Raw genomic sequence first — 21,544 nt, forward strand, 5'->3', positions numbered from 1 at the left:
AGACATTGCGCGCCTTGCAGCCGAGCTGTCCTGTTCCATCACCAACAACGCCCGCCTGCCTGCACTTGCGTAGCGCACGCGAGAGTCTTCGATGCTTCAGCCGCTCTGCCTCTCGCAGCAGCGGTATTGCTTGGGGTCCAGAAACTCCGCCAGACAAGAACCTACGCGCAGCGCCTGCTCGCGTGCATCGCCCCGGTACTCGCTCTGCCCTGCACCCTCGATCGTGGCCACGGGCGCGGCGCGATCGCGGTGGTAAACGAACGCGGTCGAAAGCCACAGCGTCGCGCCTGGCGCCTGGCTTTCCAGGGTCTCCACACGGAATTCACCGCAGTAGCCGTGGATCAGGGTGCGTCGAAGTGTCTTGTGCGTCATGCGCGCAGTATCGCCATGCGCATTTGAAGACCACGTCGAAATCGATTGCATCGCGCGCACATAGGACCTCCGCGGATGCTGACCGGGCGGCCGAACCAACGCGCGAGTCTGCGTCCACGCTGGATCGCGTCAGCGCACGCACGCGCGCAGCCCAAAGACAGCACACCGCGTGCGCAATCGAGCCGGTGACAAGTGGTGGGGGAAGCAGTAGATCCGGTGGGAACCGGGAAGCCTTGCGAACGAAGGCTTGGATATGGTGGCCGAGGACGGAATCGAACCGCCGACACGGGGATTTTCAATCCCCTGCTCTACCAACTGAGCTACTCGGCCACTTACCCTGCAACACGATGCCTGCGTTGCGAGGACGCGCACTATAGCGAGCAGGCGCAGTTTGGGCAAGCGTTGCGAGCAACTTTATTGCCGGCCGCCGTGGGGGACGCGTTTCTTGCACCGCTTCACGCCGCGCGGCCGGGGACATGGCCTAGCCTGCGCGCGTCCACCGGAGATTGTCATGCTCCTGCCCCGCCTGCTGCTGTCGTTCGTCGCCCTGCTGCCGCTGGCCGCGTTTGCGCAACAGCCGGTGCGCGCGGTGCCGCAGCTGGACATCTCGCGCTATGCCGGCCAGTGGCATGAGATTGCACACCTGCCGGTGTCGTTCCAGAAAAAGTGCCGTAGCGACATTACCGCCATCTACACCTTGCGCGACGATGGCTTGATCGGCGTGCGCAATGGCTGCCGCACCGCCGATGGCAGCCTGACCCAGGCCGACGGCGTGGCGCGCCCGGTCGCCGGCCAGCCCGGGCAGTTGCAGGTGCGCTTCGCTCCCGAGTGGCTGGGTTGGTTGCCGCTGGTGTGGGCCGACTATTGGGTGATCGCGCTCGACCCGGATTACCAATGGGCGGTGGTCGGCGAGCCGGATCGCAAGTACCTGTGGATCCTGTCGCGCTCGCCGCAGATGCAGCGCGCGCAACTGGAACGGCTCAAGGCGCAGGCCACCGCGATGGGCTACGACCTGTCGCCATTGATCGTGGCCGCGCCGGTGTTGTGAGGCCTGCCCGCGCCCCGGCCTAGGATCGCCACCTCCGCTGCGCGCGCTGGGGGAGCAGCGACCGTACTGCGTAGTATTCTTGGCGCCGCCTCATTCCGCCAAGGACCCGAGTCCATGCGTCGTGCCTATCGTCTTCTTCTTGTGTCGCTGGCCTGCGGGTTGCTGCTGAGCGCCTGCGGCGGCGCAGTCCGCCGGGTGTCCGAGCCGGCCGCCAGCATCCAGCAACTGACCGTGCGTGCCGACGGCGCCTGGTCGGTTGACCTGCGCCTGCAGAACTACAGCAGCATCCCGATGCAGTTCGAACGCGTGGCGCTGGAAATCTCTGCCGGCGATCAACTGGCCGGCAAGCTCGACCAGGCAGTGGGCATGTCGATCGGCCCGGAAACCGCCGACGTGGTCACCGTCACCGTGCAACCCACCTCGCTGGGCCGCATCACCGTGGCCGACGTGCTGGCCGGCGGCCGCTCGTTCCCGTATGCGCTCAAGGGCACCGTCTGGGCGACCCCACAGGACAAGAAACAACGCGAGTTCAGTGTGGAATCGCGCAATACGCTCAGCCCGGCTCCCGGCCTCAACGGCGTGCTGCGCTAAGAGTGGCCCTAAGGCGCACGCCTCCCGTACCCGCTTCCAAGGATCCCGCATGAGCAGCTATACCGCCCCGCTGACCGATTTCCGCTTTGCCCTGCACGACGTGCTTGGCGCGCACGCCCTGTTCGCCCGGCTCGGCTACACCGAGGCCAGTGCTGACATCATCGACGCCGTCCTCGAAGAGGCCGGCCGCTTTACCTCGCAAGTGCTGGCGCCGCTCAACAGCGTGGGCGACGAGATCGGTTGCGCGTTCGACAAGAGCACACACGCAGTGACCACCCCGCCCGGCTTCCGCGCCGCCTACGATCAATTCGTGGAAGGCGGCTGGAACGGGCTCACCGCCGAACCGCAATTCGGCGGCCAGGGCATGCCGCACACGCTGGGCGTGCCGCTGAGCGAAATGATCAACGCCGCCAACCTGGCCTGGGGCAACTTCCCGCTGCTGTCGCATGGCGCGATGGAAGCCCTGCGCCAGCACGGGGAGACCTGGCAGCAGGACGTCTTCCTCAAACCGCTGATCGACGGCCGCTGGACCGGCACCATGTGCCTGACCGAACCGCATTGCGGCACCGACCTGGGCCTGCTCAAGACCCGTGCCGAACCCAATGCCGACGGCAGCTACGCCATCACCGGCACCAAGATCTTCATCACCGCCGGCGAGCACGACCTCACCGACAACATCGTGCACCTGGTGCTGGCCAAGCTGCCGGACGCACCGGCCGGCGCCAAGGGCATCTCGCTGTTCGTCACCCCCAAGTTCAAGGTGGACCGCGACGGCACCATGGGCGAGCGCAACGCGCTGCATTGCGGGTCCATCGAACACAAGATGGGCATCAAGGGCTCGGTGACCTGCGTGATGAACTTCGAGGGCGCGCAGGGCTACCTGGTCGGCCAGCCGCACAAGGGCCTGCAGGCGATGTTTACGATGATGAATACCGCACGCCTGAGCGTGGGCCTGCAAGGCATCGGGCTATCCGAGCGCGCCTACCAGAACGCCCTGCGCTACAGCCGCGAGCGGTTGCAATCGCGGGCGCTCAGCGGCGCCAAGTTCCCGGACAAGCCGGCCGACCCGATCATCGTGCACCCGGACGTGCGCCGCATGCTGCTGACCATCAAGTCGCTGACCGAAGGCAGCCGCTTGCTGGCGCTGCACGCGGCCAGCCTGGTGGACGTGGCACATCGTGGCGAAACCGAACGCGAACGCGCCGATGCCGAGACCCTGGTGAGCTTCCTCACCCCGATCTCCAAGGCCTGCCAGACCGAATGGTCGATCGAGAACACCTACCACGCCCTGCAGTGCTTCGGCGGCCACGGCTACATCCGCGAGTACGGCATGGAGCAGCTGGCCCGCGATGCGCGCATCACCACCATCTACGAAGGCACCACCGGCATCCAGGCGCTGGACCTGATCGGGCGCAAGACCGCCGCCAGCCAGGCTGCCGGGCTGAAGTTGTTCCTGGCCGCCGTGGAAACCTTCGCCAACGCGCAGGACGGCAATGCCGCGCTGGCCGAGTTCATCAAGCCGCTGCGCGACAAGTGCAGCGAATGGGCGATGCTGACCCGCGATGTGCTCGATCGCGCCGCGCGCAACCCGGACGAACTGGGCGCGGCCAGCCATGACTACCTGTTTTATTCGGGCTACGTGGTGCTGGCGTACTGGTGGGCGCGTAGCGTGGCCGCTGCCGACGCATCGGCGCATGGCGAGGACTTCAGGCGCGCCAAGCGGGAGACGGCGCGGTTCTACTTTGCGCGTCTCCTGCCGCGCACCCTGACCCATGCCGCCGCCATCCGCAGCGGCGCCGCACCGCTGATGACGCTGGAAGCGGAACTGTTCGGCGAAGGCTGAGTGCTCGCGCCCGGGTGCGCTCCTACGGCTAACGTCGCGGGATTCCGCCGCTGTCGTAGGAGCGGACCTGGCCGCGACTGGGAGTATCGCGCGACAAGGCATCGCGCCCGGGTGCGCTCCCACGGCTAATGCCGCGGAACTCCATCGTTTTCGTAGGAGCGGACCTGGCCGCGACTGGAAGTATCGCGCGACAAGGCGTCGCGCCTGGGTGCGCTCCTACGGCTCATTAAGGCCATCACTGCGTTCGAAGCGTGATCCCGCGGCGCGGCGGCACGGAATCGCAGACAACAGTACTCGCCGAGCCAGTGCTTTCGAGTCACGCGCCAACGCCGTTCGCTGCGATACACAAACTGTCAACGATCGGGTATAAGCTGTTTTCCCGATGGAGACAGACACGCACGTTCGTGATGTGATCGTCCCCGGAGGCAGCCCTGCCCCGGACGCGGGCAGCGCTGTCGCTGCAATCCACCAACTCCCCACGCTTCGCCTGTTGTCGCTCGATGCGCACGGCCGCGTGCTGGACTGGATCAACTGGCAAGACGCTGCCTGCCTGTACGCCCGCGATGCGGTGTCGTGGACGCTGGGCGAGCCTTGCATGCAGATCCACGGCGGCATCTCGCGGCTGACCGGCGAGCGCAGCACGCTGGACCTGCACCCCATCATCGCCGCGCGCGGGCATGCCCGTTCGCGCGCGCTGGACCCGACCCCGACCCTCAGCAACACCGCGTTGTTCGCGCGCGATTCGCAGCTGTGCATGTATTGCGGCCAGCATTTCAGCCGCCCGCACCTGACCCGCGACCACGTCATGCCGGTGTCCAAAGGCGGTCGCGACAGTTGGGAAAACGTGGTGACCGCCTGCTTCCAGTGCAATTCGCGCAAGGCCAACCGTACGCCGCAACAGGCGCATATGCCGCTGCTGGCGGTGCCCTACCGGCCGAGCTGGATCGAGCACCTGATCTTGTCCAACCGCAACATCCTGTCCGATCAGATGGCCTTCCTGCGCGCGCAACTGCCCAGGCGCTCCAAGCTGTCGCTGTAGGCCCACTGGTCACGCGTTGCGCCTTCTGGCGGGTGACTTGCCGCGCCAGGCTCGGCGCAGGGCCAAGGCAGCCACGAATGATTGAGCCTGGACACGCGTGCTCGTGCCCCACGCGCGCAGCAGCGCTGGCGGCTTCCCTGGCGCGCCGGGTGTCCCACGTGACATCGAACCCGGCCACCGCGACCCAAGGCATGACACGCCTCGATACGGCCCAGTGCCCTCCGCCCGACGCAGGCACTGAGGCCGAGTGATCTAGACGACACGGCGCAATCGACCCATCCACAGGTGCGGCAGATTGCCGCAGGTGTCGGTGAGCGCCGCGCGCGCCAAGCGTGCCGTTGCGCGTGCCCATCACTTCCCGCTGACAGCTGAACCGGTTTGCTTGCCGGGCCTTCGCATGGGGAGGACAATACGGCTTCAGAAAATTGACACGATGATGATCGACACCACCCGCTATCCGCGCCTGTCCCGCATCCAGACTCCCGACGATCTGCGCCGCTTCGACGAAGCCGAGCTGACCGCGATCGCCGAAGAACTGCGCTCCTATCTGATCGAATCGGTGGGCAAGAGCGGCGGGCACTTTGCGGCCGGCCTGGGCGTGATCGAGCTCACCGTCGCCCTGCACTACCTGTATCAGACGCCGGTGGACCAGCTGGTGTGGGACGTCGGGCATCAGACCTACCCGCACAAGATCCTCACCGGCCGGCGCGACCAGATCCACACGGTCAAGCAAAAGGACGGCGTTGCGCCGTTTCCCAAGCGCGAAGAGAGCATCTACGACACCTTCGGCGTTGGCCATTCGTCCACCTCGATCTCGGCCGCGCTCGGCATGGCCATCGCTGCGCAGCGTAACGGCGACGAGCGCAAGGTGGTGGCGGTGATCGGCGATGGCGCGATGACGGCCGGCATGGTCTACGAGGCGCTCAACCACGCCGGCGGCATGGACCCGGAACCGAACCTGCTGGTGATCCTCAACGACAACCGCATGTCGATCTCCGAAGCGGTCGGCGGGTTGACCAAGATGCTGGGGCGCGCCAGCGGCAGCCGCACGCTCAATGCGATCCGCGAAGGCGGCAAGAAGATCCTCGGCGACAAGAAGAACAATCCCACCGCGCGCTTCGTGCGTCGCTGGGAGGAACACTGGAAAGGCATGTTCGTGCCGTCCACGTTGTTCGAGGAAATGGGCTTCCATTACACCGGCCCGATCGATGGCCACGACCTGCCCAGCCTGATCGGCGCACTGAAGACCCTGCAGACGCTCAAGGGCCCGCAGCTGCTGCACGTCATCACCACCAAGGGCAAGGGCTACGAGCTGGCCGAAGGCGATCAGATCGGTTATCACGCCGTTGGCCCGTTCGATCCGAGCAAGGGCCTGGTCGCCAAGACCGGTGCCAAGAAGCCGACCTATACCGACGTCTTCAGCGACTGGGTCTGCGACATGGCCGCCGCCGAGCCCAAGTTGCTGGTGATCACCCCGGCAATGCGCGAGGGCTCGGGCCTGGTGCGCTTCAGCAAGGAATATCCGCAGCGCTACTTCGACGTGGCCATTGCCGAGCAGCATGCGGTCACGCTGGCCGCCGGCATGGCGACCCAGGGCGCCAAGCCGGTGGTCGCGATCTATTCCACGTTCCTGCAGCGCGGCTACGACCAACTGGTGCACGACGTGGCGGTGCAGCAACTGGATGTGCTGTTTGCGATCGATCGCGGTGGCGTGGTCGGCCCGGATGGCGCTACCCATGCCGGCAATCTGGACCTGAGCTTCCTGCGCTGCGTGCCGCACATGGTCGTGATGGCGCCGGCCGATGAGGCCGAATGCCGTCAGATGCTGAGCACCGGCGTGCAGTACCAAGGCCCGGCGGCGGTGCGCTACCCGCGCGGCACCGGCCCCGGCGCAGCATTGGACACCTCGCTGGCCACCCTGCCGATCGGCAAGGCGCAGCTGCGTCACAGCGGCACCCGCATTGCCCTGCTCGGCTTCGGCGCGACCGTGGATGCGGCGGAGGCAGTGGGCCGCGAACTGGGCCTGACGGTGGTCAACATGCGCTTCGTCAAGCCACTGGACAAGTCGCTGCTGCTGGAGCTTGCAAAAACCCACGACGGCTTCGTCACCATCGAAGACAACGTGGTTGCCGGCGGCGCAGGTTCTGGCGTGTCGGAACTGCTCAACGCCGAAGCCATTACCGTGCCGATGCTGCACCTGGGCCTGCCGGACAGCTTCCAGCATCACGCCAGCCGCGAAGACCTGCTGGCCGAGGCCGGCATCGACCAGGCCGGTATCCGCGCTGCCGTGCTCAAGCGCTGGCCGCAGCTGATGACCAGCAAGACGCCTGCGTTGAACGCAGCTGCAGGCTGATCGCCCCTACAGGCTCGTTGTGGCGCGTGCCGCATTACACCGGCGGCACCGCGCCAGTCTGCGCGAAATCCTCCACCAGGTGCGCGATGCGCGCCTGCGATTGGATCAGCTGTAGCTCCGCCTGCAGGCGACGCACGCCGCGTGGCACCTCGCCGGCGCCGAGCGCCTGACGCAGCAACGCCGGCAAGCCATCCAGATCGCGCAACCACCAGGCAGCGCCCGCTACCTGCAGGCGCGCGGCGTGATCGAACTGGTCGTAGTCCAGCGGGTAGACGATGGCCGGCAATCCCGCGGCAAGGCAGGCGTAGAGAATGCCGGCACCGCCGTGATGGATCACCAATGCGTAGCGGTGCAGGTGCTGTGCGTAATCCACATAGGGCAGCCGCTGATAATTGCCCTGCCCCGGCTGCGGCGGAGCGCCGGTGTCGCCGTCGCTGAAATGGAAAATCACCTCCGGGAACTGCGGCGCCAGCGCGCGCAACACGCCATCCATGCGCTGCTTGACCCATTGCAGATGCGTGCCCAGCGTCACCAGCACATGTCGGCGACCGTCGACGAAGGTGGGCGCAGTCACCGACGAAGGCGGCGTGCACAACTGCGGCCCGACGAAGCGCACTGCCGCCGGCCAATGCTGCGCCAGCTCGAACGACGGTACTCCCAGGGCCAGGATGCACTGCGGCGAATACACCGCCTCGCTGCGATCGCTGCGATAGATCGCCGGCAACCCGCACGCGCGCATCTGGCGCCGATAGCACAGGTGCAGGGTCCGTTTGAAACCACGCGTGAGCCGGCGCGCCGCTGCATGCCAGACACGCTGCAAGGGCGTGGTCGCAGGCAGCAATCCACCAATGTATGCGGGCGGCCCATCCGTGGTTTCGATCACGCACGGCGACGGCATGCTGGTCCACCAGGCGATGCCCATCGCCTGTGCGGCCAGTCCTGCGCTGGGCAGGGTGAAGTCGACGATCACCAGATCCGGCCGCCGCTCGCGCCAGCGCTGCTGTAGCACTTCGCCCAGCTGCGCCATGAGCCCGAGCGCATGGTGCAACTGCCGACGCAGGCGCACGGGGTTGTGGCCCACGGCGTGCGGCGGGTTGGCGATGGAAAGCAGCAAGCGATCGGCATGCGCGTCCAGCACGCTGGCAGCGGTGAGCCCACATGCTTCGATGCGCGCCTGCGCGGCAGGCGTACTGATGACGCAGACCTGGTGCTGCGCGCTGAGTTGTTGCGCGATTGCCAGGATGGGATGCAGATGGCCGCTGTAGGGCGGTGCGATCAGATCAATGCGCATGCGCTGCGCCCTGTCGCGTCCGTTCGATCTGCGCGAGGAAGCGCTGGCACTCGGCAAGCACCTTGGCGTTGCGCAGGTACGCCATGTGTCCGCACGCAGGCCTCGCATCGACGTGCCCATCGAACAATGTTCGAGAGATCCAGTCGCTGCGGCCCTGTACCACGCGCAGCTGGCCGAACACTGCGGGCGCATCGCACACCGGGCCGTACGCAAAAACCGCCAGACGTGCGCGCAACGCATCCGGCAACTGCAAAGCGGTCAATAGCTGCAGCCCGCAGCTGCCGGCAAGAAGCAGCGTCATCGGCGCCTGATCCAGCAGCGCATGCACACGCTTGCGATCGGCCTCGGCAAGGCGGGCATGCCGGGCCGCAAGATACTGCCGCGCATTGGACAGGCTGGCACGCCACAACGGCGTGCGCCGGTGCGGCACGTTGTTTCGGCGGTACGGATAATTGCAGTCCACCAACTGCCTGCCCGTGCCCCGCAGCTCTTGCAGAAATGCCCCCTGCTCCGCACTCAAGGCGCAGCTTGCCGGATCGCTCTGCCCGGTGAGGAAGGCGATCTGCAGCGGACCCGACTCACTCTGCACGAAAGCACCCATTGGCTAACACGCGGTAGCGCCGCGTGCGCCAGCGGATCGTGCGCACCAGCACGGCGTGCAGCAGATGCAACGGCTGCAGGCATTCGGCGCAGAGCGACACCAGCAGGCGATGGCGAACGGCGCCGGTGACGCGCCATTGCACACCGCACAGCAGCAACGCGCGCACCAGCAAGACGATCAATACGCACAGTGCAGCCGGCCAGGTGTGTTGCACGCAAGCGCAAACCAGCATGGCCACCAGCAGCACCGGCGGCAGCCCCTGCAACACGCCGATGGCACTGCGTACGCGCAGGCGTTGACGGCCTAGCAGGATCGTTGCGAACAGCATCCAGCGATGCATCTGGCGCACATAGCCACGCAGGTCGGGCATGGCGGTACGCATCGCCACCGGCGCAGTGGATTGCCAGAGTCGCCCGCCGCGGTCGCGCACCAGGGTCGCGAAGGCCAGATCGTCGGTCAGTTGCTCCAGCAATGCGGCAAAGCCGCCCCAGCGGCGCAGCTGTTCGGTACGCGCGGCGTAGCACATGCCATTGATGGTCAGCGGCGCTGCGAATGGCAGCCACCCCAAGTATGTGAGCGCGGCATTGTTGTTGACGAACTGCGCCAACAGGCGCCCGGCCAGCGTGGCGCTGTCGCGGTAATACGGCAGCGCGGTGACGACATCGGCATGCGTGAGGTCCGACAACAGTTGCGACAGCGCATGTCCGCCCAGATGCGCATCGTCGTCGAGAATCAGGCTGACAGGCGCATCGATGTGCGGCAACGCGTAATCGAGTTTCCAGGCCTTGGGGTTGATGCCTGCTGGTGCCGCCGGCACCAGCAGGCGCGCGATACGCCGCTGCGGATAGCGCGCAACGACAGCATCGGCAGCAGCGTTTCCCGGGCCATCGTCGGCATCCAGCAACCAGACGAACTGCGCCTGCGGCAATGCCTGCACGTTGGCGCTGAGCACCTCTTGCAGGTGCGCATCGCCACCAAGAATCGGCTGCAGGATCGCCACGTCGGCCGGCGTTGCAATGGCACTGCGCGCTGAGCTCCTGCGTTCGCCACGCATGATCCACAGCACGGCCGCCGTCTTGACCAGCAGCACGGCCAGATACAGCGCCGCCAGGAGGGGGACGATCAGGCCCACTGCGCTGCCTGCCAACGCACGAAGGCGTCCACGCCCTCGTCCAGGCCGACACTGGGCGGGCCGAGATCGGCCAGCGTGCGGCGCGGATCGAAGGTCTTGGAGTACGCGAACACGCCAACGCCGAAACGCGTGATCGGCGGCTCGCCGCGCAGCCGCAGCCCTCGATACACCGCCTCCACCACGCTGGCCATGCGCAATGCGGTGCCGATGCGTACCTCGCGCCGCGGCAACGGCAGTTGCAGGCGCGCCAGCACCTCCAGCAACAAGTGCTGCAGGTCCACCGGGTGTGCGTTGGTGAGGTTGTACGCCGGCTGCAACTGCGGCGCGGTGGCCGCGCGGTACAGGTAATCGCACAGCGTATCGATATAGATCAGGTCGCCGATCACCGGTTCGGTCTGGCCGACAAAACGTGGCAAGGCACCCTTGCGCGCGGCGGCGATCACGCGCGGAAACAGCACCGTATCGCCGGGCCCGAACACCGCACGCGGGCGCAACACGCTCTTTTCCCCGGGATAGTCGTCGAGCAGGGTTTCGCCAAGATATTTGGTTCGTGCGTAGGTATTGACGAACGCCGGGCCGATCGGGCTGTCTTCATCCAGGTCGTATTGATGCGCTTCGCGATAGAACACCGAACTGGAGGAGACATACAGCAGGCGCGGGCAACCGTGCCGCTTGCAGAAGTCGATGACGTTGGCGGTGGCCTGCACGTTGTGCTGGTGGAACTGCGCGCGCGTTCCCCACGGCGAGGCCAGCGCGGCCGCATGGATCACCACATCCGGTCGCCAGTCCAGCGCGAACGGTTGGCTCAGATCGATGCGATGGTAGCTGGGCAGATCGCTGGCGCGCCGCCCGATGCCATGGATCTCCACACCGGGCCGCCCCTGGAAACGCCGCAGGAACGAGCCACCGACAAAACCGGATGCACCGGTCACGAGAATGCGCAGGCTCATCGCCACTCCGGTTGATAACGGTCAAGACTGGGCTGGCAATGCGAAGGCAGGATGACCAGCTCCGGATGCGCCTGCGACAGGCCGTGCAGTTGCCGCACGGTGCGCTGGAATGCGTGCCAGTCGTGCATCAGCAAACGCGTGGGCCAGGCTGGCCATTGCAGCGAGGCCCAGGTGGCCGAGGACCACACCGCGTCCGCACACAGCAACACCTCGCGGTCGTGCTGGTCGCGTACCCATAGCCCCATCTGGCCGGGCACGTGCCCGGGTAGCGGTACCGCGAGCACGCTGCCGTCCTCGAACAGATCGTAGGCCGGGCCGAGCTCCTGCCAGGCTCCAGTCAACGCGCACTGCGGTGCCTGGTCGGCGAACTGCAGGCGCTGGTCGAAGTCGTCGGGCAACAACTGCGGCAGCAAGGCGCGGCGCAACCCGCCCACGCGCGAGCAGCTGCGCAGCTGCTGGTAGTCCGCGCGCAGGCAGATGAAGCGCGCATTCGGCAGATCGCGCAGGCCACCGATATGATCGGCGTGGAAGTGCGAAATCAGACACCAGGCGATCTCGTCCAGCTGCACGTCGCGACGCGCCAGTTGCGCGCCCAAGGTTTCGTGCGCCGGCAGCGTCACCGGCGTGGTCCAGCGGTACAGGCGCTCCGGCCACGGATCGGTGGCGCGAAAAAAATGCTCCGCATAGCCGGTGTCGTAGAGCAGCGCGCCGCGCTGTGGATGCCGAATTAGCACGCTCAAGGCTGGAAACTCGACCGCGTGCCAATGTCCATCGGCGCGCACCATGCGTTCGCAATGTCGGCAATGGCCGATGCGCAGCAGGTCGAGGGAAATACGCGGCGCCATCAGTAGCGCAACACCATGCCGCCGATCGCCAAGCCGGCGCCGGTGCCGAGCAAGGCGACCAGCTCGCCGCGCTGCAGTTGCCGACCCACCACCGCATGATGCAAGGCATGCGGCAACGAGGCGGCCACCTGGTTGCCGGTGGTCGGCAGGATGCGCACCACCTGCTCGGCACGCAGCCCCAGCGCCTGCACCACATGATCCAGGCCGCCACCGGAGGCCTGGTGCGGCACCAGCCAGTGCAACGCAGTGGCCGCAACTCCCGCCTCGTCCAGCAGCTGCGTCCAGAACGCCGGCAGGTAACGCGCGGCAAAGCGATACGCGCCGCGGCCATCCATCCAGAACAGGCGCGAAGCGGCGGGTGCGCTTGCTTCTCCGTGCGGCGCGCGGGTGCCGCCGCCGCCGATGCGACACAGGTCCGCGCCGTTGCCATAACTGGCAAGGCGGCTGGACAGCAACGCCGAGCCCTGCTCTGCACTGCTGCGCCCGACCACGACCGCGGCAGCACCATCGCCGAACAATCCCGCCGTGCCGGGGTTGGCATCGTCCAGCCCAGCCGAGGCCACTTCGCTGGAGACGATCAACACGCGCCGATAGCGGCCCAGGGCCAGCGCATTGGCGGCCATGTCCAGCGCCACCAGGAAGCTCAGGCAGGTGGCATTGACATCGAATGCGGGAATGCCGGAATCGCCCAACCCCAATGCGCGCTGGATCAGCACCGCCTGACAGGGAATTGGTTGCTCCATGACCGCACAAGCCGAGATCAGGCAATCGATCTGGCTGCCGTCGATGCCGGCATTGTCCAACGCCTGCTGCGCCGCGGCCGCTCCCATCGACGATGCCGTTTCGCCCTCGCCCACGTAGTGGCGGGTGACAACCCCCAGGCGTGCGGCCGTGGTTCCGGCCGGCAACTGCCAGCGCGCGTCCAACTCGCCCGAGCTGACTTCGCGCGCCGGGACATGGCGTCCGGTGCCCAGGATGCGTAGCGGCAATGCGTTCAACACGAAGCTCTCGGCAAAGAAGGCGCGCAGCATACCGTGGCAGGAACGGCCGGCCTAACCCCCGCACGGCCAGTCGCCCTGCGCGATCGCGGTGCCGTCCGGGCGGAGCGCGACACGGCTCCGGCGATCGGGCGCGGCAAGCACCGCTCCAAACGGCTGCAAGCGCTGCACAACCCGCATCGCCAGCGCACCGCAGCAGGCACTCGCGTGTGCAGACGTGCCTGGGGCGCATGCGCGCCGTCCTGCGCGTCAGGCGATCAAGGCGCTTGCACCTCATAGCCCAGCGCTTGCAGGCGTGCCAGATAGCCATCCGGCGCGGTCAACCGACTGATCGGCAGCACCGCGAACGTGCTGCGATTGCGTTGCAGCGCGGCGGTAGCGATGCCCAGCCAATGCTCGCGCATGCGCCGTTCCAGGTCGTCGATGCCGCGTTTCTTTGCAGCAGCGGAGCTGGCCATTGCGCCCATGCAGGCGGCCCGCGGGTCTTCGCGCGGCAGCTGACGCAAGGCCTCGATATCGCCCACCGACCAGGCATTGGCGCGCTCCACCATCGTCGGCAGGTCGCGTTCCACTGTCACCAGGATGCTACGGAAACACGCGGTATCGTCCATTCCGCCGGCCCGAAATTCCTTGAGCGCCTGGCGCGGGTCCTTGATCTTGTAGTCCAGTGCGGTCGGTGTGGGTTTGATGCCCGCACGCTTGGCGGCGCGTTCCACCACTGGCCAAACCACCGGCGAACGGGCCAGGCCGGAGCGCTTGATCGCCGCCTGATACAACTCGCCGGCGGCCAGCATCGGGCGCTTGCGCTCCACGCCGCGGTCGCTGCCGAGATAGCGCGCCTTGGACACGCTCCAGCGCGCATACAGGTCGGCCGGCAAGATATCGCGCAGCTCGCGCCCGTCTTCGTTCTTCATCGCTTGCATGGCCGACGGCAGCAAGGTCAGCTTGCCGAAGAATCCCATGTCCGCATCCACCTGCACGGTTGGCGCTTCCAGCACCTGCTGGGACTGGCCGATGATGGTTTCCACCTCGGTCGACTGCCACTGCAGTCGCCTTGGCAATGGCGACGAGGTACCCAGGATCCACAACACATGATCGCCCTTGCTGACCTTCCACAAGCCCGGCCCGGGCTGCACGCCGCGCACGACCATGGCTTCCAGATCCACCACGGCCGGTGCCGGCGCCGCCTTGGGCGGCACGGCTTCACCGGCGGTCGCCAGCAGCGACACCAACATCAACCCCATTCCCCATCCCGCGGCCTTGCGTTGCATGGTGTGTCGCCCCTGTTTGAGGCGGACAGTACGCCAAGCCGGCAGCGGCCGCGTTAGGGAAGCGTTTGGCCGAACTCGCAGTCGACGGCTAGCGTGGCAGCAGCGTCGCCAGGTGTGCGGCCAACGGCGAAGCCTCGTCGAGCAGCGCAAAGCCTTCCCAGACAAATCCCGGCGACACCGTGCAGCCCACCAAGGTGAAGTCGCCGAGCGAGCGTGCCGCTTGCCAACAGCCTGCCGGCACCACATGCATCGGCTCGCCGCGTTCGGCGGCATCCACGATCACGAGCTGCACTTGATCGGTGCAGGTGTCGTAGATCAGCAGTTCCAAGGCATCGCCCAACTGCCAGTGCCAGGTTTCTTCCGCATCGACGCGGTGCCACGCACTGCATTCGCCTGCATTCAACAAAAAGCGGATGGCAGTCATTGCCGGACGGGTCTGCCCGTTGTCGGTCACCTGACGCGCGGAGGCGTAGACGCGGCGATAGTGTCCGCCTTCCGGATGCGGGGCGAGCTCCAGCGAGCGGATCAGGGCGGCGGCGGTCGGATGCATGCGCGCATGCTAGGCCAGACACGCCCGCGCTGCATCAGGGCAGCTGCTTTCCCGCGCGCAGACAGGTACGGAAGAACACCAGCAGATCCCAGCTATAGCGCTTGAGCAAACGGCGTGGCTCGTTGAGCAGCCGATACATCCACTCCATATGCAGGCTTCGCACCCACTCGGGCGCGCGCTTGGCGGTACCGGACAAGAAGTCGAGCAACGCGCCCACCCCAAAGACCAGCGGCACGCTCAGCGCGTGGCTATGGTCCAGGATCCAGCGCTCCTGCAGCGGGTTGCCGAACGCCACCAGCAGCACATCGGCACCGGAGCGATTGATACGCTCGGCCAGGCCCTCGCCCGCCGCCGCAAATTCGCCATAGCCGTCGCACATGCCGACCACCTGCTGCCCCAAGGTCCCGGTCAGCGTCGCCGCAGCGGTCTTGCCCACACCCGGACGGCCGCCCAACAGAAAGAACTTCAGCGGCTGCGCACTCTCACGGCACAGATACGGAATCAGGTCGGTGCCATTGAGGTTGCCGGCAAAGCGGCGGCCGTGGATCAGCCGAGCAGCCAGATCCATGCCGATCCCGTCGTTGACGATACGCACGCTGGGCTCGCGCATGCGCATCCGCAGCGACTGGCACTGCACGATGAAATTGGTATTGGCGAAGAACACCCGCCGCGGCTGACGAGCGGCCAGCGCGTGGAACAGATCCAGCGCGAAGGCTTCCTGCGTGGTGGACGACACCGGAAAGCCGCCTAACGGAATCACCACACCAGGCGGCGTGGTTCCGCTGGCAATCCCCGTTGTTTCCACATCCACGCGCTGGCCCTGCGTCATCGAATCACCAAAGGTCGTAAGGGAAGGCAGCCAACAGCCCCGCCTGCAGCTTTTCCAGATCGAAATCGCCGTTGCCGCCCAGTTGCAGACACTCTTCCACGCTGTTGCCGGAATGCCATTGCAGACGCCCGGTACCGTTGTAGTAGTCGTCGTACTTGAAGCGATCTTCGCCGTTGCCCCAATCCAGGTACACCGCCGGAATTCCATAGGCTTCGGCAAGGATCAGGCCGTGCAGCGAGCTACTGATCACCAACTCCGCGCCAAGCAAGGCGCTCATGAAGGTTGCGGGCTTGACGTTGGGAAATACCAAGTGATCCTTGTACGCGCTGTACTTTTCGACCGGCTCGTTGAAGTGCGGAACGATGGCGAACGGGCGCTTGTTGACCGCGCCAAGCGCATCGGCCGGAAAGAACATCGGCGTCAGCAGCCCGGGATCGCCATACACTTCCGGCACGGCGATGCCGCGATCGAGCAGAAACTTGCGCGTCTTCGGCCCACGCACCGCGCGGACATCGAGCGTACTGAAGGTGTTGCGCTCGGCAGGAATCTTGCCGTTGATGCCACTGCCCCAGACGGTGTCGCCGTCTTTGGCAAAGTGCAGCACCGAGCCGATCGCGATCAGCTTCTTGCTCAGATCCCGCTTCTCGATCAGCGTCTTGTCCTGCAAGGACAGCACGCAGGAGACGATTACCTTGGACAGGTGATCCCCCATATTCACGCCAGCGTTCTTGGGCTGCCACCAGAACAGCGCACGACGTTCTGCATGTTCTATCCATTTCTGCAGCAAGGCGTTGGCCATAACGTATGAGTCTCCTAATGAAAAAATGTGCGCCGCATCAGTGCGAGAGCGCAGCCTCCGACGAGGCATGCACCGCTGCGCTTTGCTGTGGATACAAACGGGTTTCCGGATACGCCCCTGGGTCCAGCACGCGATCGGTGGTGTCGGACCAATTCAGGCACTGGCGATAACGCACACGCGGCGCTTCCAGGGCGCGGCCGATTGCGGCAACGACAGAATCGGCGTCGCCCGGAGTGTAGCCGAAACGTGACTGATACGGCCCCACCACGGCGTTCGGACACACCGCAGGCAAGCCGAAAAAGTCGTATTGCAGCAACTTCATCGAACTGTCGGCCAGGTAGACCGGCACCTGCTCGGAGGCATACGGCGCAATCCCGAACCGCGCGTGCTTGATATAGCCAATGGTCTCGGCATGCTTCATCTCGCCGTAGACCACCACGTTATCGCCGTAGCCCGGATGCCGGCCCATGCCCGAGCCGATCACATGAAACGTCACCTGAGGGAAGGCCTTGCTGGCAACCACGAAGAATTCCGGATCGAACAACATCGAACCGACCGCCACTGCGTGGATGCCCTCGCCGTACGGCGACGGGTCGCCGAGTTGATCCAGGTTGTGATCGACGCCATGGCCAACGTGATAGACGTTGTCGCGGCTGGCGATCTCCTCTGCCATTGCCGGCGACACCAGTGCAATCACATCGAGCTTGGGCGCTACGCGGTCGAACTCGCGCTCGATATAGGACGCAACATTGATCGTGCTCAATCCGTCTGACGCGCGGTATACCAGCTTGGCTACAGGATTGACGCGCTTGGCCAGTTCGATGAAAGCCACCGCAATGCCGCTTTCGAACACGATTACGTCCGCCTCGCGCATCCAGTCGAGTAGCTGGCGCGGCGGATGCGCGGCATACCAACGGAACATCGCATCCTCGACCGACCGCAACCATGGACGACGCGTATTGAACGGATGCACCGTCGTGCGCCACAGGTAGCAGTCGACACCCTTATGCGAGACGACCGTGTTTGCGGTTTCGTCGAGCGGCAGCCGCATATCGCCCTTCATGCGCGACAACCGGCTGTAACGCAGCGAGAAGAATCGCGTGGTCCCGCGCAACGCCAGTTGATCGGTAATGAAGTGGATATTGGCGCGCCGCGGCGTGCGGTAATCGTGGGCGGACAAGACCAGATAGCAAGGCCGGCGGATGCCGGAAGCGGCGGCGGGTGTATCGCTCATGGGCCGTGTCCTATGAATGAGTGAGAGAAAGCATGACCGACTGCAGGCGAAGACAATGTCGACTCATCGACGTGCCTTGGCCTGGGTCAGCAGCTTGCGGATGTTGATGATCGCAATCACATCGCGACGGAATGCAGGCCAGATCGCCAAGGCAAGCAGGCAGACGGCAAGCATTGTCACTGCGCCGACAGCCAGTTGCTCCCACAGCGGGCCGCCCACCGTAATGGAGGCGTAATACGCACAGCCACCCGCCGCCCCGTAGGCGACCATGGCGCGCAGCGCATTGGTGAAGAGAGCTCCGACCGGCGCGTCTGAAATCTTGCCGATCCACAGCAGCGACAGCGGCCAGGTCAACAACAGACCGAACGAATAGCCGATCGCCACACCCATCGCGCCCCAGCGCGAGCCAACGAAAATGCAGGCAATCAGCAGGACGCGGCTGACCAGCGAATACACCAGCTGCGCGCGCATCAGCCCCCGCGCAAGGAACACCCAGTACGTTGCATAGGCCGCCGTCTGGAAGATACCGCCCAGTGTCAGCACCTGGAACAGCGGCACCGCCTCACGCCACTGCTCGCCCAGTACCAGCACGATCAGCGGCATCGCCAGTGCGCAGGCAAACGCAAACAGCGCAAAGATCAGGTGCACCATGACGGTCTGCCCGCGCAGCAGGAAGGCACTAAAGCGCTCGCGGTCGTCCTGCAACTGCGACAACACCGGCAGCGCCACGCTGGTGGCAGGCGCATTGATCTGGTTCAACGGCATCATCAACAGCTGGAATGCGCGGTTGTACAAGCCCAGCGCGTCCGGTCCGGTCCGCCAACCGATGATGACCTGGCCCACGTTGCGACTGGCATACCCGAGCAACTGCGCTGCCATCAGGTTCCAGCCGAAACTCATGAAATCGCGCATCGGCGCCGAACGTCGGTAGCCACCCGGTAACCAGCGCGCGCAGCTGGCGGCGATAATGAAATTGACGCCGGCCTGCACCACCTGCTGTACCACCAGCGCCCAGTAGCCCCAGCCCAGCAGCGCAGCGGCAACCGCCGCGCCAAGACCGAGCACCTGCGAGCCCACGTCGCTTAGCGCCACCTGCCCGAAGCGCAGCCCGCGGCTCAGGTGCGCGCGGTACTGCGTGGTCATGCCGTTGATCAGGAAGGTGACCGCCAGCGCCTGGGAAATCGTCACCAGGGCCGGCTCCTTGTAGAAGTTGGCAATCAGATGCGCCGAGGCGAACACCACCAGCGACAGCAGCAGACCAATGCCGCTGTTGATCCAGAACAGGTTGTCGCGCTGCTCGCGACTGACTTGCTTGGCTTGCACGGCTGCCGCCGACAGGCCGAAATCGCGCAGGATCTCGGCGGCGCCGACGATGGCGGTGACCATCGCCATCAGACCGTAGTCGTAAGGCGTCAGCAGACGCGCCAACAGGATGATGCCGCCGAACTGCACCACCATCTTGGCCGACTGGCCAAGCATGGTCACCGCTGCGCCACCGGCAGCGCGCGACCCAAGACTGCGCTGTGGCGGTGGCGGCGGTGTGGAAGATGTCATCGTAGGTGTCTCAGCGGTCACAGCGCGGCGTCTCCATCCTTGCCCAACGCTTCCAGATAGGTGCGGTAATGCAATTGTCCAATCCGCGGCCAGTCGCGCTGCGAGAGATCCGGTGCCGGGCCGCGTGGCGCAGCGCGCACCTTGTCCAGCATGCCGGTCAGCAACGCGGCATCGAACTCGCCTTCGTACAGGAACACCCAACCGGGGCCCACTTCCTCGGCGATGGCCGCGTTGGATTCGCTCCATGGCGCCAGCACCGGACGCGCCAGCGACAGCGCCAGCAGCAACGTGCCGGAGTTATGCATCTGCCGATACGGCAACACCACCAGTTCGGCCGCGCTGACTTCTCGCGCCAGCACCGGCTCTTCCACATAGGCCAGCAATGCGCTGATCCGCGGATCCTGCGCACAGGCGTCCTCCACCAAGGTGCGCATCTGCGGCGTGGCCGGGTTGCCGACAATACGCAGGCTGAGACGCGTATCGTCGACCTCGCGCATGACCTCCAGCAAGGTTTCGACGCCTTTGTACGGGCGAATCAGGCCAAAGTGCAGCAACCGCCCCGGCACCGTGCTGCCCTGCTCCATGGTCGCGAACCAGTCGCGATAATGGCCGTGCAGAATCGTGTCGGTGAACGGCGGACGCGGCGGCGTGGTCGCATTGATGCGAATCCAGCGCCGCGTCAGCCGGTCGATCCAGCGCAGCAGGCTACGTTCGCGCCAGCCGCGGTCCTCATGCGGTGCAAGATTGTGCAAGGTGCGTACCACCGGCGTGCCGGTCAGCTGCAGCTTGAGCAACAACAACGCCGCGCAGACCTGCTTGGCTAACGTCCCGGCAGCAGTCGGATGGCGTAGCAGGTATTCGGGCCAATGCAGATGCAACACGTCGTAACGCGACAGCAATGCGTCGCGCATCGAAAAGAACCGCGGATGCACTGCGGCAGGCAGCGCGTCGTAGAGCTGGGTCAGGTACGGGTTGGTGTTGGCATTGGGCTTTTCGGTGGAAAACAGCACCGTCACCTGCGGCTGCGTTGCCGCATGCGTCATCGGCGCAGAAGCAAGCGTGCTCATCGCACAGCCTCCTGCACGCGCGGAATACCCAACGCATCGTGATATTCGTCGACGTAGCGCCCGACCACGTGCTTCCAGTCATAGCGGCTCACATAGGCCATGGACGCCGCGCGACGGGTGTCGAAATCGCTGTCGGACTGCAACGCAAGCGCCTGCACCTGATCTGCTGCCGCTTCGATCCTGTCGCGGTTGACGATCACGCCCTGGCCCGATTCGCTGGCGAGCCGCACGAATGGCGGGATATCGCTGAAGATAGGAATCAAGCCCGCACTCATCGCTTCGACCGCCGCGATACCAAAGCCTTCATGCCGCGACAGGCACACGAAGAACTGCGCCTGCTGCATCAATGCACGCAACTGCTCCTGCGAGGGCGACATGCTCAGCTGCACCTTGTCCTGCAGCCCGCGTTCGGCAATTGCCTTGCGCAGATCAGCTTCGTTCAGATCGTACTGGCGGCCGGCAATGATCAGCCGCCAGTGCGGGTCGCGGTTGAGCGCTGCCTGCAACAGCTCCAGGGTTTCGATCAGCCCCTTGTTGACCGACCACCGCCCGAAATACAGCATGGTCCGGCCGGGCGCGGTCGCTCCCTGCCCTGCATATTTGTCTACATCCACGCCGTTTTCGATCACCCGCAGCCGCGCCGGTGCCACGACCTTGGCGAACAGATCGCCATCGTTTTCGCTGGTGGCGATCACCCGCGCATAGGCCAGCGCCGAGGTACGCGTGAGTGTCTGGAACCACAGCTGTTTCATGCGCGATGCGTAGGCGGTATGGAAAAACCCGCCGTGCGTGGACACCACCATCGGCTTGCCGTGCAGCGGCTTGGTCAATGCCAGATAGTCGTAAAAAAAATCGATGCCATGCACATGCACGACATCGGCCGAACGAATCGCACCGAGCACTGAAGGCGCCAGCGGGTAGCGCGACGAGCCGCGGTAGCCAATCCGTCGGATCGGTAGCCCCTGGTGCGTCTCCTGCGCCGAAAGCTGCGCACCGGGATCGGTGAACACACGATCCAGCGTCACGATCTCGACCGTGTCGGCACTGGTGGCTTGATGTTGGCGGGCAACATTGAGAACGACCTCTTCCATGCCCCCGATCGAAGGATGGAATTGGCGGACGACATGCACCACTTTCATTACGCCACTCTCCTTTGCCAGCGGCGCGCACTCTGTTG

Annotated in this window: 20 protein-coding genes and 1 tRNA gene; 5 read left to right on the top strand and 16 right to left on the bottom strand. The window is 65.5% G+C overall.

Annotation, left to right across the window (positions count from 1 at the left end; genetic code table 11):
• Positions 1–96: 96 nt before the first annotated feature.
• Both FLG15_RS13080 and FLG15_RS13085 read right to left on the bottom strand, forming a co-directional pair.
• Complete coding sequence (locus FLG15_RS13080) at positions 97–372, bottom strand: hypothetical protein (RefSeq protein ID WP_057687113.1); 276 nt, start codon at positions 370–372, stop codon at positions 97–99.
• Between the two features lie 254 nt (positions 373–626).
• Positions 627–702, bottom strand: a tRNA-Phe gene (locus FLG15_RS13085).
• 181 nt (positions 703–883) lie between these two features.
• Here FLG15_RS13085 and FLG15_RS13090 point away from each other — a divergent pair.
• The 5 genes from FLG15_RS13090 to dxs all read left to right on the top strand — a co-directional run bounded on the left by FLG15_RS13090 (position 884) and on the right by dxs (position 7,246).
• The gene (locus FLG15_RS13090) at positions 884–1,420 is read left to right on the top strand and encodes a lipocalin family protein (protein ID WP_150146517.1); all 537 of its coding nucleotides are present in this window, start codon (positions 884–886) and stop codon (positions 1,418–1,420) included.
• A gap of 114 nt (positions 1,421–1,534) precedes the next feature.
• Positions 1,535–2,011 carry an LEA/WHy family protein gene (locus FLG15_RS13095; RefSeq protein WP_039568802.1) on the top strand — a complete coding sequence of 159 codons (477 nt, stop codon included), beginning with the start codon at positions 1,535–1,537 and terminating at the stop codon, positions 2,009–2,011.
• 49 nt (positions 2,012–2,060) lie between these two features.
• Positions 2,061–3,854 carry an acyl-CoA dehydrogenase C-terminal domain-containing protein gene (locus FLG15_RS13100; RefSeq protein WP_057677559.1) on the top strand — a complete coding sequence of 598 codons (1,794 nt, stop codon included), beginning with the start codon at positions 2,061–2,063 and terminating at the stop codon, positions 3,852–3,854.
• A 382-nt stretch (positions 3,855–4,236) separates the two neighbouring features.
• On the top strand, positions 4,237–4,893 hold the full coding sequence (locus tag FLG15_RS13105) for an HNH endonuclease (RefSeq protein ID WP_057677558.1): 657 nt from the start codon (positions 4,237–4,239) through the stop codon (positions 4,891–4,893).
• A 436-nt stretch (positions 4,894–5,329) separates the two neighbouring features.
• Positions 5,330–7,246, top strand: a complete 1,917-nt coding sequence (gene dxs / locus FLG15_RS13110) for a 1-deoxy-D-xylulose-5-phosphate synthase (protein ID WP_057677564.1) — start codon at positions 5,330–5,332, stop codon at positions 7,244–7,246.
• A 34-nt stretch (positions 7,247–7,280) separates the two neighbouring features.
• Here the strand turns inward: dxs and FLG15_RS13115 are convergent, their stop codons facing one another.
• The 14 genes from FLG15_RS13115 to FLG15_RS13180 form a co-directional block, all read right to left on the bottom strand.
• Entirely contained in the window at positions 7,281–8,537 is a 1,257-nt protein-coding gene (locus FLG15_RS13115; RefSeq protein WP_057677557.1) for a glycosyltransferase, read from the bottom strand.
• Positions 8,527–9,138: a hypothetical protein gene (locus FLG15_RS13120; protein ID WP_057677556.1), complete on the bottom strand. Its 612-nt coding sequence runs from the start codon at positions 9,136–9,138 to the stop codon at positions 8,527–8,529. The genes FLG15_RS13115 and FLG15_RS13120 overlap by 11 nt, the downstream gene beginning before the upstream one ends.
• Positions 9,116–10,270, bottom strand: a complete 1,155-nt coding sequence (locus FLG15_RS13125) for a glycosyltransferase (protein ID WP_057677563.1) — start codon at positions 10,268–10,270, stop codon at positions 9,116–9,118. The genes FLG15_RS13120 and FLG15_RS13125 overlap by 23 nt, the downstream gene beginning before the upstream one ends.
• Positions 10,261–11,220: an NAD-dependent epimerase/dehydratase family protein gene (locus FLG15_RS13130; RefSeq protein ID WP_057677555.1), complete on the bottom strand. Its 960-nt coding sequence runs from the start codon at positions 11,218–11,220 to the stop codon at positions 10,261–10,263. The genes FLG15_RS13125 and FLG15_RS13130 overlap by 10 nt, the downstream gene beginning before the upstream one ends.
• A complete protein-coding gene (locus tag FLG15_RS13135; protein WP_057677554.1) occupies positions 11,217–12,065 on the bottom strand; it encodes an MBL fold metallo-hydrolase in 849 nt (282 codons plus the stop codon). The genes FLG15_RS13130 and FLG15_RS13135 overlap by 4 nt, the downstream gene beginning before the upstream one ends.
• Positions 12,065–13,096 (bottom strand): 3-oxoacyl-[acyl-carrier-protein] synthase III C-terminal domain-containing protein, encoded by a 1,032-nt coding sequence (locus FLG15_RS13140; protein ID WP_057677553.1) that lies wholly within the window; start codon positions 13,094–13,096, stop codon positions 12,065–12,067. The genes FLG15_RS13135 and FLG15_RS13140 overlap by 1 nt, the downstream gene beginning before the upstream one ends.
• Before the next feature lie 224 nt (positions 13,097–13,320).
• The gene (locus FLG15_RS13145; RefSeq protein WP_057677552.1) at positions 13,321–14,334 is read right to left on the bottom strand and encodes a TraB/GumN family protein; all 1,014 of its coding nucleotides are present in this window, start codon (positions 14,332–14,334) and stop codon (positions 13,321–13,323) included.
• An 88-nt stretch (positions 14,335–14,422) separates the two neighbouring features.
• Positions 14,423–14,884, bottom strand: a complete 462-nt coding sequence (locus FLG15_RS13150) for a cupin domain-containing protein (protein WP_150146520.1) — start codon at positions 14,882–14,884, stop codon at positions 14,423–14,425.
• 34 nt (positions 14,885–14,918) lie between these two features.
• Positions 14,919–15,713, bottom strand: coding sequence for a WecB/TagA/CpsF family glycosyltransferase (locus tag FLG15_RS13155; protein WP_057677550.1), 795 nt, complete (start codon positions 15,711–15,713; stop codon positions 14,919–14,921).
• A 4-nt stretch (positions 15,714–15,717) separates the two neighbouring features.
• Positions 15,718–16,512, bottom strand: coding sequence for a polysaccharide pyruvyl transferase family protein (locus FLG15_RS13160; protein WP_039568823.1), 795 nt, complete (start codon positions 16,510–16,512; stop codon positions 15,718–15,720).
• A 37-nt stretch (positions 16,513–16,549) separates the two neighbouring features.
• Positions 16,550–17,746, bottom strand: a complete 1,197-nt coding sequence (locus FLG15_RS13165; RefSeq protein WP_057677549.1) for a GumK N-terminal domain-containing glycosyltransferase — start codon at positions 17,744–17,746, stop codon at positions 16,550–16,552.
• Between the two features lie 63 nt (positions 17,747–17,809).
• On the bottom strand, positions 17,810–19,300 hold the full coding sequence (locus FLG15_RS13170) for a lipopolysaccharide biosynthesis protein (protein ID WP_039568828.1): 1,491 nt from the start codon (positions 19,298–19,300) through the stop codon (positions 17,810–17,812).
• A 17-nt stretch (positions 19,301–19,317) separates the two neighbouring features.
• Positions 19,318–20,367, bottom strand: coding sequence for a glycosyltransferase (locus FLG15_RS13175; protein WP_057677548.1), 1,050 nt, complete (start codon positions 20,365–20,367; stop codon positions 19,318–19,320).
• Positions 20,364–21,506, bottom strand: a complete 1,143-nt coding sequence (locus FLG15_RS13180) for a glycosyltransferase family 4 protein (protein ID WP_150146523.1) — start codon at positions 21,504–21,506, stop codon at positions 20,364–20,366. The genes FLG15_RS13175 and FLG15_RS13180 overlap by 4 nt, the downstream gene beginning before the upstream one ends.
• Positions 21,507–21,544 lie beyond the last annotated feature (38 nt).

Origin of the sequence: Xanthomonas phaseoli pv. dieffenbachiae (assembly GCF_008639345.1) — a bacterium.
GTDB classification, from domain to species: domain Bacteria; phylum Pseudomonadota; class Gammaproteobacteria; order Xanthomonadales; family Xanthomonadaceae; genus Xanthomonas; species Xanthomonas phaseoli.